The sequence below is a fragment of the Thermoplasma sp. Kam2015 genome (genome assembly GCF_003205235.1).
In the GTDB taxonomy this organism is placed as follows: Archaea; Thermoplasmatota; Thermoplasmata; order Thermoplasmatales; family Thermoplasmataceae; genus Thermoplasma.
Map to the genome: position 1 here is coordinate 118909 of NZ_QJSM01000026.1, position 11763 is coordinate 130671.

General features: G+C 43.0%; 14 protein-coding genes and 1 tRNA gene. 3 read left to right on the plus strand and 12 right to left on the minus strand.

Annotation, left to right across the window (positions count from 1 at the left end; all coding sequences use genetic code 11):
- Positions 1-152 precede the first annotated feature (152 nt).
- From DMB44_RS06165 to radB, 9 genes are all read right to left on the minus strand, one after another.
- Positions 153-1196 (minus strand): hypothetical protein, encoded by a 1044-nt coding sequence (locus tag DMB44_RS06165; RefSeq protein ID WP_110641859.1) that lies wholly within the window; start codon positions 1194-1196, stop codon positions 153-155.
- Between the two features lie 441 nt (positions 1197-1637).
- Positions 1638-1710, minus strand: a tRNA-Gly gene (locus tag DMB44_RS06175).
- 214 nt (positions 1711-1924) lie between these two features.
- On the minus strand, positions 1925-2740 hold the full coding sequence (locus tag DMB44_RS06180) for a DNA-directed RNA polymerase subunit D (RefSeq protein WP_110641863.1): 816 nt from the start codon (positions 2738-2740) through the stop codon (positions 1925-1927).
- Positions 2741-3124: a 30S ribosomal protein S11 gene (locus tag DMB44_RS06185; protein WP_048162364.1), complete on the minus strand. Its 384-nt coding sequence runs from the start codon at positions 3122-3124 to the stop codon at positions 2741-2743. It abuts the gene before it with no gap.
- Positions 3117-3716: a 30S ribosomal protein S4 gene (locus DMB44_RS06190; protein WP_110641977.1), complete on the minus strand. Its 600-nt coding sequence runs from the start codon at positions 3714-3716 to the stop codon at positions 3117-3119. Before DMB44_RS06190 ends, DMB44_RS06185 begins: the two co-directional genes overlap by 8 nt.
- A 10-nt stretch (positions 3717-3726) precedes the next feature.
- Positions 3727-4242 carry a 30S ribosomal protein S13 gene (locus tag DMB44_RS06195; RefSeq protein WP_110641865.1) on the minus strand — a complete coding sequence of 172 codons (516 nt, stop codon included), beginning with the start codon at positions 4240-4242 and terminating at the stop codon, positions 3727-3729.
- Between the two features lie 275 nt (positions 4243-4517).
- Entirely contained in the window at positions 4518-5762 is a 1245-nt protein-coding gene (locus DMB44_RS06200; protein WP_110641867.1) for an MFS transporter, read from the minus strand.
- A 72-nt stretch (positions 5763-5834) separates the two neighbouring features.
- Positions 5835-6845 carry a flap endonuclease-1 gene (gene fen, locus DMB44_RS06205; RefSeq protein ID WP_110641869.1) on the minus strand — a complete coding sequence of 337 codons (1011 nt, stop codon included), beginning with the start codon at positions 6843-6845 and terminating at the stop codon, positions 5835-5837.
- 3 nt (positions 6846-6848) lie between these two features.
- Positions 6849-7538, minus strand: a complete 690-nt coding sequence (gene radB / locus DMB44_RS06210) for a DNA repair and recombination protein RadB (RefSeq protein ID WP_110641871.1) — start codon at positions 7536-7538, stop codon at positions 6849-6851.
- 133 nt (positions 7539-7671) lie between these two features.
- Here radB and DMB44_RS06215 point away from each other — a divergent pair, with 133 nt between their 5' ends.
- Both DMB44_RS06215 and priL read left to right on the plus strand, forming a co-directional pair.
- Positions 7672-8754 carry an aminopeptidase P family protein gene (locus DMB44_RS06215; RefSeq protein WP_110641873.1) on the plus strand — a complete coding sequence of 361 codons (1083 nt, stop codon included), beginning with the start codon at positions 7672-7674 and terminating at the stop codon, positions 8752-8754.
- Positions 8751-9767: a DNA primase regulatory subunit PriL gene (priL, locus tag DMB44_RS06220; protein ID WP_110641875.1), complete on the plus strand. Its 1017-nt coding sequence runs from the start codon at positions 8751-8753 to the stop codon at positions 9765-9767. Before DMB44_RS06215 ends, priL begins: the two co-directional genes overlap by 4 nt.
- A gap of 4 nt (positions 9768-9771) precedes the next feature.
- Here the strand turns inward: priL and DMB44_RS06225 are convergent, their stop codons facing one another.
- Both DMB44_RS06225 and DMB44_RS06230 read right to left on the minus strand, forming a co-directional pair.
- On the minus strand, positions 9772-10023 hold the full coding sequence (locus tag DMB44_RS06225) for a signal recognition particle subunit SRP19/SEC65 family protein (RefSeq protein ID WP_110641877.1): 252 nt from the start codon (positions 10021-10023) through the stop codon (positions 9772-9774).
- Between the two features lies 1 nt (position 10024).
- The gene (locus DMB44_RS06230) at positions 10025-10408 is read right to left on the minus strand and encodes a 30S ribosomal protein S8e (protein ID WP_110641879.1); all 384 of its coding nucleotides are present in this window, start codon (positions 10406-10408) and stop codon (positions 10025-10027) included.
- A 261-nt stretch (positions 10409-10669) separates the two neighbouring features.
- Here DMB44_RS06230 and DMB44_RS06235 point away from each other — a divergent pair, with 261 nt between their 5' ends.
- The gene (locus DMB44_RS06235; RefSeq protein ID WP_110641881.1) at positions 10670-11023 is read left to right on the plus strand and encodes a NifB/NifX family molybdenum-iron cluster-binding protein; all 354 of its coding nucleotides are present in this window, start codon (positions 10670-10672) and stop codon (positions 11021-11023) included.
- On the opposite strand, the gene DMB44_RS06240 is transcribed toward DMB44_RS06235, so the two are convergent.
- Entirely contained in the window at positions 11017-11727 is a 711-nt protein-coding gene (locus tag DMB44_RS06240) for a hypothetical protein (RefSeq protein WP_110641883.1), read from the minus strand. The two genes, DMB44_RS06235 and DMB44_RS06240, sit on opposite strands and share 7 nt — an antisense overlap.
- Positions 11728-11763 lie beyond the last annotated feature (36 nt).

Consider the following 11763-nt stretch of genomic DNA (forward strand, 5'->3'; position numbering starts at 1 on the left):
AAATTTTTTATCAGATTTCATCGCTAGTGGCAATCGCATCTTTATTTCCTGAAGATCTGAGTTTTACAGATTCTTGTCAAATCCATGATCTTTCAATAATGACCGAAGCTAAGAGATTCATTATTCATATATATTTTATGCGATCCTTACTCCTATGCTAAGTGCATCTTATTCATATGCGTTAAGAATATGGCTGTTGACGTTATCGCATAAATCCATGCTATGATCAGTATTATAGAAGCGGCTAGTCCAACATAGTAAAGAAAGTCTCCAGCAATGCTGTAGTGATATTCCATCAATATTGATTCGAGTTGAAAGGATGAGATAGAAAAGATGGCTATGGGAAACGTATATCCCCAGATGCTTATGCTTGCAGGTTCTCTGAACACTTTCTTCAAACCGATCATCATGGCAACGACAAAGTTCCATAATTCAAAGGCCCAGAGCATTACAGAAATCAGCATTGCCTGTGACATAGCTATCTGAAAAATCGATTTGGTTGTTGCAAGAATAAGGATATTTATCACTATTATACTAGAGACTCCTACCGGAAGTACAAGCATAGGCGAAGTGACATTTGATTTGAGATCGCGTATATAGGAGGCAAATGCCATGATCCCTATGAATAAGAAGAGCAGAAGTGCCATACCTATGCCCATCACCGTCATAAAAATGATGGTACTGAAGTATTCCGTTCTGAAAAGATATAGTCCCAGGAGCGCGTTGGAAGATAATGCCACCGGAGGTATCAACAGAGCATAGGATATCTCGTTTGTATGCACAGGAGACTTTGTATACAGTTTGTAACCAAGGAAGAAGCTCATTATAAGAATCGCAGTAAAATCTGCGAAATAGTTGATAAGATACAAATTCAGATACAGTTCGTTTAACCCATAATATGATATAAGGAGAACATTGAATACCGAGGCTGAAAGTGGTATAACCGTTGTAAAACTTATCCTGTTAAGGCTGTTCCAGTCATTCCAGATGACCTTATGATCAAGAAAAGTTCTGGCTATCCATACGACAATGGTTGCTATGAAAAATGTTATACCTAGATATAGAAAAACCAAACCAATATAGCGAAGATAATGATAACCAAATATCGCATTGAGATGGTACATGGAAATTGAAAGCGCAAAGGTTCCTAAAGTAATAGTAAACCATTCAGATCCGAATATCTCTAATTTAGGCATTTCTATATATAGGGGTGTAGTATTTCATCAACATAAATTTTTCCACCAAAAAAGAGAATTTAGCCTGAGAGAATGAGACCTTACTTTATAATATACTCCTCAGCTGAATCTTCGGATATTACTTTCAGTGAAAAGATATCTCCCCGTACGTGTATATTTCGAATAGTCCAGAAGGCGCTATTGCCATAGCATGTATTCGAACTGCGTCAATTGCATTCTTATAAGTATTGCACATTTTTCATTGAATCCCCAGATTGTCTGAAGTCCGTGCATCTCATGTCCGAAGAGGTTGAGATTTACAGCTTTACCTAAAACCCCAACTTCTCTTTTAAAGAAAATTTTATTGAGATATTCAATCACATTTACTTCTGTAATTTTTTACTCTTATAGACTCGAAGAATGATTGTTCAGCGTTATATGCAGATTGAGAAATTATAAAGATGCGGATGTCGGGATTTGAACCCGAGGCACGAGCTTGGCAAGCTCGCGTGTTACCAGGCTACACCACACCCGCTTACCATATCACTATGAAGGAAGCATAACGGAATTAATACCTGAAATATAAATTCTTTTATGACTGCTTTCAGAGAAACGGTATTTGGGCAAAAATATGAAAATAGGATTGGGGAAAAATAGCAATTCAGACGGGTCTTCCTGCAAACCCAAATAAAAAATGTGTATTTTTATGTCAAATAGGCTGAATCTGAGATCCTTCATTCCTTCTATCTTTATTCAGAAAGACTCTCAACCAGCATATCCCATCTGTCCTTTAGACGGTTAAGAGCATAAAGCAGAGTATCCTTGGCTGTAAGGGAACCGTCTGTCTCAAACTGGAATATGAATCTGCTGTCATCCTCTTTTATGTTTACCCCATCCGACTCAAATAGAATGTTAAGGTCATTGCACCCGAAATCATCGGTGAAAACGATCTCTTCATCGTTTTCGCTCATTACCGATTTGGGGCATGATTCCTTTATCTTCTGCCAGCCATCGAATTCCTTCTTAGAAACATGAAATTCCCTGTGGTACTTGTATGAGACGCCTGATGTGACCTGCCATTTTGCATGATCCTTGGCCGTACCAAGAATTGCTTCCGCGGTTATCAGTATAGCCTGTTTTGCTCCAAGTTTAACTATTGGTATCTCACCATCCACAGGTACAAGATCCGGATGGCTCACGGCCTGTAGATCGGATGAAAACACTGTTGATGGCCCAAGCTTATTTATTGAATAGGTAACGGTACATAGAGAGCAGCCCTTACCACCGCAGGAGCACTGATCTCTGAAATTTAGCGTTAGATCCGTCTTCAGCGGTATAAGGCCAAGCCTATGTGCAACCATTTCATCGAAGAGCGGAAGAGAGGAGTCGTATACATTCCCTTCCGAATCTCTTATCTCACCGTGATGAAATGTGACATTCTCTATGGCCAGCTTTGGTATATCGTTTATAAGCGTGCGACGCAGCGCGTTGGCCTGGGATGGCGTAATGCCATCTATCTCAAATCTTATGTATCTATCGGATAACTTGAAAATTTTTACGTCCATTCAGACCCTTCTCCCTCTCTTTCCCCCCTTCTTCTTGGTCCCATCGTGGGGGATAGGAGTTACTTCCTCTATACGGACAATCTTAAGTCCAGCCCTTGAAAGCGCCCTTATAGCTGCCTGTGCACCAGGTCCAGGGATCTTTGATTTGTTTCCTCCCGGCGCTCTCACCTTTATTATCAGATCCGTTATCTCCTTCTCTTTCAAAGCCTCAGAGACCATATCTGCGGCCTTCATTGCAGCATATGGACTTGCCTGATCCCTATCGTTCTTAACAACCATCCCACCGGATACCATCGCTATGGTCTCAGCGCCGGTCGGATCTGTGACGTGTATTATCGTGTTGTTCTGAGATGCATAAATGTGAGCAATGCCTGTCTTATTCATTTACACCACCTTCCTCAGAGGATTCTTCACTGGTTTCCTTTATCTCAGCAGATCTCTGCGCAGGTGCAAGGAGGGCCTGCCTTATGGGATGCAGCTCGTTCGCAAGAGGCGAATTCTCTTCGAATGTTATTGCATCCTCGTCCTTGGCTTCCACCAGCATTCCGGGGACAGTGACACGCCTGCCTGCCACCGATATATGGCCATGGGTTATCAACTGCCTGGCCTGCCTGACGCTTATGGCAAGGTTCTTTCTGAAAACTATAGTCTGCAGGCGTCTGTCCAGGATATTCTCCACGGTCAATGAAAGGACATCATCAAGGTTCGCGTTCTCGCTCAGAAGCTTGTATCTGCTCAGCCTTTTTATCATCCTCTCAAGCTGCTTCTGTGCATTGACATCGTTTGTTCTTAGCCTGGCTCTAAGATATCTTGCCTGCGATCTGATCGATGACAGGAGAGCCTCACTTCTCCATATCTCCTTTTTGTTCTTCAGCCCATATTTAACAACTATCTTATTCTCCTCATCTATTCTCTCCTTCTCCCAAGGATGGCGAGGAGTCGAATACTTCTTATGATGGAATTTAGGATCTCCCATTTTATCTACCTCATTCTTTCTTCCTGACAACACCTATACTGAGACCTTTTCTACCGTTAGATCTTGTCCTCTGGCCCCTGACCTTTTTACCTTTTTCGTGTCTTATTCCTTTGTATGATCTTATTTTCTTCATCAGGTTTATATCTTCCTGAACCTGAATCTCAAGATCCGTTGAAACTAGATTGAAATTTTTGCCCGTAATGGGCTCCCTTCTGTGGTTGAGAAGCCACTCAGGAAGATCATATTCCTTAGCCTCAACGTACTCACGGAGTTTTTCGAGCTGTTCTTCCTTCAGTTCTCCAATCTTCTTATCGATTGGTAGATCCAAACGTTCCGCTATAACATAACCTAGTCTTTCCCCTATACCCTTCAGATCTGAAAGAGCCAGTGGCAGAAGACGCTCACCGTTCAGATCCTTGTTTGCTATACGTACTATGTACTGGAAATCCTTATTTTCCTTTTTTTCCGGTTGATTCTTGCCGGACTCTTGATTAACCTTAACATTATTTGCAGATCCCTTTGCCATTAGATCATCCTGTCCGTTCGATATATTTTTTCGTCATATAAACATTATCAAATGAATCAACCCCAGCTAGAGCTTTTGATCTCCTATCCAGTAGGCTGTCCTTATCAAGGCGTCAGCGTGTTGAACGAGCGAATAAAGAGACGAAATCAATGAATATCGCATTACATTGTCCGAACGCCATCTGGCTGATCTTGATCGTTCCATCGCTCCGATCTAGGTGCGCTATATTTTTTGATTCGTAGGAATAATTTGATGCCCACATGGGAAAAAGGTTTTCATGAGGTTGATGCTTTCATCCTTGCTGCGGAACGCTTATTGGGTATCAGTGGAAATAGGATCAGGGAAACTGCTCCAAATATGGTCATAATCCACATGGCATCAATCAGAGTCGTATGGACATATAGCAGAATGGATATTATGGCTATTCCAATACCTCCACCGACTGTGTTGCCGATACCCCATACCATCCCTCCAGCGGTTGTTGAGATCTCGCGCGGGACGATCTGATTGACGTATCCCATAAGAACTGGAAAACCTGAAAAGGCTGTGAAAACGTAGAGCGCATAAGTTATGGTGTTCAATACGGGATCAGTGCCAGCAAACATGAAGAAGATGAAGAAAAGTGTTGAAAGGCCGGTGGTCAATCCTATAGTAAATTTTCCTCCGTGTTTCTGGGTCAATCTCCCGAAATATGGTTGCCCTGCTACGGCCGTCAGAAAGCTTATGGTCAAGATGATGCTCATCATGGTCTCGGATCTGACACGATCCAGCACAAACTGTGAGATGTATGTAGTTGTACCGGTGAGAAACATAGACCTTATGAAGACCATCGCAACGATTATGGCCAGCACGCTGGAGTATCTGGAAAGTGTGTCACGATTCCTTGAAGAACTCGCCGATCTTGAGCTTGCCGGTATCTCGTGCTCTCTTATGAATGAGAGGCCACTGTAGATTATTACGCCTGCGATTATCATGTACGAGCCAAGCACGATCAGAGCGTATTTTTCACCAACGAGAATTATCAAAGGAACGAGTATGACAGGAAGGGCCGATCTGCCTATGCTTCCAAATGCGCCGTTTATGCCCAGAGCCGAGGCAGATGAATTTCCATAGGTCAAGTTTAGAACAGAGCTACCAAGTGGATGGTAGAAGGCTTGACCAAATCCAAAGAGAATCGATGCCACTATCATCACAGGGAGTGCTAAACTAGCCGAAACGAATGACAGCGCAAAAAGGTACACTGAGATCCCAAGTATCAGAAATCCAGATAACAGCAGAAATCTGTATCTGCGTGTCTTATCTGCATATCTGCCTATCGGAGTACTTAAGAGACCGCTTATTATACTGTAAATGATGGCTACTGCGCCAAGAACAGCGAGGCTTATCCCAAAGTCGGAGTGGTAGTATGTTATTAGGATTGAGAAAAGAAGTATATTGAAGTCGTTAGTGAAATGTCCAAGCGATGTAAAGACCAGAGATCTGATCTTAGCAGACTGTGTGAAATTTACACTTGCTTCCAATTTAACACCTCTTATCGATAAGTCATTTACCTATATAAACATTTGCAAAAATATAATTTATTTAGCATAATGCTAATCGAAGCTATCAAGCTTCGATTGTGTGGATGCCTGATAATTCTTCTTCAGCGTCTCAAGGTGATCCCTTATCCTGTCCCTCGAAAAATCGTGTTCATCACACAGGAAGCGTTCCACACCATCTGCATCCAGCTGCCCAAACTTGAAGTCAACATCGATCACTGGAGGGTTTCTGAAGAAATCCTCGATCTCGTCGAGATTCTCGATCTCTTTACCCAGTCGCTTCAATACATTCTTTATGTTCCCCTCCTTCTTTATGAGTACAAGCGCCTTTTTTGCTCCTATGCCCTTTATCCCTTCGTTGAAGTCCGTACCCACCAATATACCTATATCAATAAGCTGATCATGGTTGATCTGATTTACCGTGAGCGTTTCATCCAGCAGTATGTACTCTGGATATATAGTCCTGTAAACGTTCTTTCTTGGAACCTTCCTTCTACCATAGATTGCGAAATTTCTCAGGATCTTCTTCGCGCCGAACAGCAAACAGTCATAGTCCTGTGAAATCACGCCGTCAACGTTCTTCTTTGTCATGTACGATGCCTGCGCCTCACCTTCAGATGGCGCATCAACATAGGGGATTCCCATATAGTCAAGAAGCTTCTTCGTATCATCGACTATTTGAGGTGTTATATAATTTACGCGAGAGTAATACTGCCTCAGATTTTCTTCGCCCCTCTCTATGGCCTCCTCGAGCTCAACTTTAGCCTTTTCCTTCATCAACTGCCTCTCGCTGAGCGTTCTGTTCTTTAAGGGACTTGGTTTTCCATCAAATACGTATACCGGCTTGATCTTGTTTTCTATGAGATTGACAGTACGATAAAAAATTCCATACAGATGCGATGTCACATTGCCATGCGAATCCATAAGAGGCATTCCATCAAACTGCCTCACATTGCTGAGTAGTTGGTAAAGTATATTGTACGTATCTATGGAGAATATCTGGTTCGCCTGATCCTTGAGCGATGTGTCATGACTAACAACTATATCGGATATATCAGTTCCCATACCTCACACCTCGCATGTCAGTCCACCATCCGTAATCCTGAAAAATGCCGATAGACCCTCCTTCACGGATCGATGCTTTGTTATGCTTATCTTTCTTCGGCCGTCGGGCAGCTTTTCAACCTTGAGAATCGCCTTCATAGCATGATCGACGAGAAACCCACCGAATGGCTGCAGCGTTCCATTATCTATATCCTGATATATTTGATTGGTTATGAGAACCGGTATGTTTCTCTTGGCTGCCAGTGATGACAATAACGAGAGCTGTCTCTGAAATTCCACTATTCTGGACTGCCTGTCGTCGCTACGTTCCAACCGGAAGAACTCAGAAAATGAATCGAGAATTATGAGCCCTATCTTCTGATCTTTATCTGCCATCTTTGAAGCCTTCATTATGGCGACTTCCTGATCGTCCAGAGAATAAACTCTGAAGAGTTTGAATCTTGATATATCGGAATGGCAGACTGCAAGGAATCTCTCTGGCGATAGGCCCTCTGAATCAATATACACGACCTTCAGTCCCTGACTGAGTGCCGAGCATGAAGCCACCATGCATATGTTTGTCTTACCGGATCCTCCTTCTCCAAAGACCTCTGTGATTATGCCACCCTCCAACCCTCCGTTCAGAATTGCATCTATACAGTTGACTCCAGTGGTCAGGCGTCTTATTCCTTGCTCAAGCGAAACTTCATCCATTACGGGGTAAATATCTCCATAAAGTATATTTTCATTTCCATGATACACGCTGATTTAATGCCCATTTACTGATTTCTCTCTGTATAAGATGATTGATTGCAAAGAGTTATATCCACAGGTAAAATCTTGCAATATGGATGTGAAGAGAATTTTCGAATACGCCAGAGAGGTTGACACAGTTCTCATATACAACGCCTCGGAGAGCGCTAGAGATCCGACGTTCACCTATGTCACGCAGACGACGAATGGGATTTTTGAAGGATCTGCCCTGATAGTTGGAAAGAACGGGACAACTATCGTTACATCCCAGCTTGAAGAGCAGGCGGCAAGGGCTACTGGTCTTGATGTCAGGATATTCAGGAACTCCACTGAATTCCAGAATATACTGAGAGAGATTTTGAAGGACGTCAATACCGTTGGCCTCAACTATTCATCACTCTCACTTGCATCTTATAAGATGCTGCTCAGGATAGTACCAGATAAGGAATTCCTCGATGTATCGGCAAGCATCCTCGAAGCCAGAAAGATAAAGCAACCTGAGGAGCTGAGCAAGATTAGGGAGGCTGCCAAGATAGGCAGTGAGGTTCTGCCTGATGTTCTAGACAGCCTCAATGAGGGCATGACAGAGTATGAGGTTGCTTCCAAGATAGTCTATCTTATGATGAAGAACGGTGCCTCAGGACCATCCTTTGATACCATCGTGGCATTTGGAAAGAATGCCGCAATGCCACATTATTCGCCCGGTCAGGCCAAACTCAAAAAGGGGGATTTTGTGCTGATGGATTACGGGGCCAGATACATGGGATACTGTTCAGATATAACCAGAACGGTCGTGTTCGGAAAGGCCAGCCAGGAACAGGTGGAGATGTATAATATAGTCAAGGAAGCTCAGATGGCTGGAATGAAGAGCATAAAAGATGGAGCGAACGGAAGGGACGTTGACGGTGCAGCGAGGAAAGTTATCGATTCAACCAAATTCAAGGGAAGATTTATACACTCTCTTGGCCATGGAGTGGGACTTGAGGTTCATGATCATCCAGCACTTTCCCCAAGCATGGATTTTCCGCTCAAAGCAAACATGGTCGTCACCGTAGAACCAGGGATATACGTTCCAGAGTTCGGTGGGGTGAGAATAGAGGATGATGTAATAGTTACAAAGGACGGCTATGAGCGGATAACCAGCGCACCTACATATGACCTCATAGAAGTATCATGATATTTCCAGACAGAAAGACAATACTAGACAGGAATTTAATAGAGGGCATCGCCGCCGCCTCAATTAGTGGTGATGCCCAAAGAGACCGTGAGTACGCTGCAATAAAGAGAAGCACGCTGGCCTTCATAGAAGGCGCAATACGTGGAGATAAGTCTGCTTACATCTCTGAGGTCGAAGAGCTTGCGTTCATGACCTGGATACTGGCGTCTCTCAATGAAAATATAGTGACAGCAAGAACCATAATAAGAGCGCGCGATATCGTTGAAAGACAGCTTGCAAATGCGCAGCATAATGAAGATCTGGAAGAGTTCGCAAGGAGGCTCAGCATCGATGTATCCATTGAGGGCAACATACTTACGAAGGATCATCTCTACAGAGTTCAGATCGATGACTTTGCAACCTATGCCAGCAGAGTGACCGGAGCGAGATATAGACTTTCCAATCAGATTGTAAAAAATGGTTACGTATATATTCAGAATGAAGTTCTTGTCCGTATCCTGGAAGAGGCTTTTGTATCCTTCATGTTCAGTGTGATAGACGATATAGATGAAAATGCCGCGACCGATGCACTTAAACCAGTATCTGATGACCTAGCAAGGCTACGCGATGCATATAGGAAAGTACATAACAGAGGACTATTGGAGGGCAAGGGAAATATCGATATGTTTCCGCCCTGCATGAAGGAGATAATTAAAAATCTTGATAGCGGAATAAATGTATCGCATATGGGAAGGCTGGCACTGGCCAGCTTCTTACATAAGGTTGGGTATTCTGAAGATGAGATAGTTCAGTACTTCAGGAATGCGCCAGATTTCGAAGAGAATATAACGAGGTATCAGATTAAGCACCTATCAGGAGAGATCTCTGGAACGGAGTATACACCACCAAAATGCGAAACAATGCGATCCAATCATCTGTGCTACATGGATGATGACCCTCTGTGCCACAGGGAATGGATGAAGCATCCCCTGACGTATTATGAGGTTAAGAGGAAAAACAGAAACATAAGATAAAACGCTATAGCTTCTTCTCGATCAATTTCAGTATAGATGTTTTCTTCAAATTTGATTCCAGAACATACATTTTTGTCTTCTGCCAGGGAATTCTAGGATAGTAACATTCCCTTATTTCGTATGATATACCGGCCTCATCCAGTATCTTGCGGAGGCGATCCTCGGAAAAATTAGCGAGAACCTTCCTGGAAAGCCGCCTTCCCTTGGATCTGGGTATATCCCTGGAAAAATACTGGAGATATAGAGCGCACCTCATTTCACTTCAGAAGCTTAGCGTTAACAACGCCATCCTGGCCCGGCCTTGAGGTTACAACAGCATCCCCTATCTCTGTCGCTATTACAGTACCCTTGTTTATGATGTTTCTCTGAACATAATGGCTGTTTGCAGGGTTGGCTTTAACTGTTACTATCTTGACGCGCTTTATCTTCTTCTCTGATGCATCGTATACATTTGCAGTCTCAGCTGTGAACAGTATCACCTTGCTGTTACCGCCCATTGTTCTGACTACCTTACGCTCGGTCTTGCTGCCAAGCTTCGTTAAGGTTGGCTCTCTGCCCAGTTCAAATCTTCTCTTCTTTCTGGACTGCTTCAGGCTTCCGCCAGTTGGTTTCTTTCCGGATTTGCCCTGAAATATTGTCATACATTCACCCTCTACTATGAGTTAATCAGCAGATATCTTCCATATGATCAGGATTAAACCTGACGATACAGTTATTTGCTAACGCTTATTGTAATTCACTTTATCAACTTTTCCGATCGGACATCAAGAACGCAACGATTCAAGGGCGGATCACATCTGGAATGACTATAATATCCTAGCAATAGCCCAGCGATCACATATTTATGCAAAATTGATATCGAAATATCGATTAATTTTTATAGGTAAGTGGCATACCTATCTATGAAATTCGCTGTAGCAGTTTCTGGAAACAAAGTGAATGGGCCTGGGGAATCTGAAGAAATACAGATTTATCAGGTAAACGATGGTAAATTTGAGCTTGTGGAGAAATACGCCAATCCGGCGCTTGAAGCGTCTGGCGCAAGAGGCATACAGATGATACGATCAGCAATGGATCATGGGGTGGATGTACTGGTGCTAAGCGAAATTGGATCTCCCGGATTCAATTATGTCAAAAATAGGATGAAGGTATATATCGTACCAGAGATCCCCGTAGATGAGGCACTGAAGATGATACTGGATGGTCGGGTAAAACCTGCCAGTGCTGCGACACATGAACACGGCCATCATCACTGATCCATTTTTCCAAGAGGGATAGCCACCTTTCTCTTTATGAGTATTGCGGCAAGATCAGATGGGATATGAACCAGATCGTTGTTGTGCAACGAATAGTTCCTATCTGACTGGGCTATTGGAGGAAGATCCTCCGTTATCATAACGAGAACGTATCTTTGCTCCTCATTTTTATCCTCAGAGGCCGGTGGAGTTGGAGTCTCGATAGGCTCTTCGGAACTCTTCTTTTCCCGTACTTCTTCTTTCACGATCTCTGTGCGTTCAAAATCCTCAGCCTCTTTTTCCGGGATAACCACAGTCTGGGCCTTTTCCACCTTATTTTCTTCACGCTTTGGAATAAAACTTTCAAATTCCTCCATAATTATATTGTGTATCTTTTCTATGAATTCCCTTTCTTCTTCAGTGAGTGGAGAAAGCGTTTCTCCACCTATATCGTATATTGCCTTGGCCACTATTTTTTCGAATCTCCTCTGAAAAAGACTTTTGAAGTCCCTCTTTATGGTCTGTATCCTATTGTTGACCGTGAGATAATTTTCTATATCCTGTTTCTGAAAATATTCGGCAGCTTCAGCCTGCAGATCCGATAATGCCAGACGTACTCTACGGTATATATCCGGATCGATTTCTATTATCTTCCGATGACTCTGCTCAGCGTAGATCGCTGTACGTATGTCTGATATGAGCTTATCTATGTCTGCAGGTTTCATTAACTCCCTATTGTTCTTATATGCACTTTATGCTAA

Bases quoted from the DNA above. Each gene is read 5' to 3' on its own strand.
- DMB44_RS06165 (WP_110641859.1), bottom strand. From the start codon at position 1,196: ATGCCTAAATTAGAGATATTCGGATCTGAATGGTTTACTATTACTTTA.
- DMB44_RS06180 (WP_110641863.1), bottom strand. From the start codon at position 2,740: ATGGACGTAAAAATTTTCAAGTTATCCGATAGATACATAAGATTTGAG.
- DMB44_RS06185 (WP_048162364.1), bottom strand. From the start codon at position 3,124: ATGAATAAGACAGGCATTGCTCACATTTATGCATCTCAGAACAACACG.
- DMB44_RS06190 (WP_110641977.1), bottom strand. From the start codon at position 3,716: ATGGGAGATCCTAAATTCCATCATAAGAAGTATTCGACTCCTCGCCAT.
- DMB44_RS06195 (WP_110641865.1), bottom strand. From the start codon at position 4,242: ATGGCAAAGGGATCTGCAAATAATGTTAAGGTTAATCAAGAGTCCGGC.
- fen (WP_110641869.1), bottom strand. From the start codon at position 6,845: ATGGGAACTGATATATCCGATATAGTTGTTAGTCATGACACATCGCTC.
- radB (WP_110641871.1), bottom strand. From the start codon at position 7,538: ATGGATGAAGTTTCGCTTGAGCAAGGAATAAGACGCCTGACCACTGGA.
- DMB44_RS06215 (WP_110641873.1), top strand. From the start codon at position 7,672: ATGGATGTGAAGAGAATTTTCGAATACGCCAGAGAGGTTGACACAGTT.
- priL (WP_110641875.1), top strand. From the start codon at position 8,751: ATGATATTTCCAGACAGAAAGACAATACTAGACAGGAATTTAATAGAG.
- DMB44_RS06225 (WP_110641877.1), bottom strand. From the start codon at position 10,023: ATGAGGTGCGCTCTATATCTCCAGTATTTTTCCAGGGATATACCCAGA.
- DMB44_RS06230 (WP_110641879.1), bottom strand. From the start codon at position 10,408: ATGACAATATTTCAGGGCAAATCCGGAAAGAAACCAACTGGCGGAAGC.
- DMB44_RS06235 (WP_110641881.1), top strand. From the start codon at position 10,670: ATGAAATTCGCTGTAGCAGTTTCTGGAAACAAAGTGAATGGGCCTGGG.
- DMB44_RS06240 (WP_110641883.1), bottom strand. From the start codon at position 11,727: ATGAAACCTGCAGACATAGATAAGCTCATATCAGACATACGTACAGCG.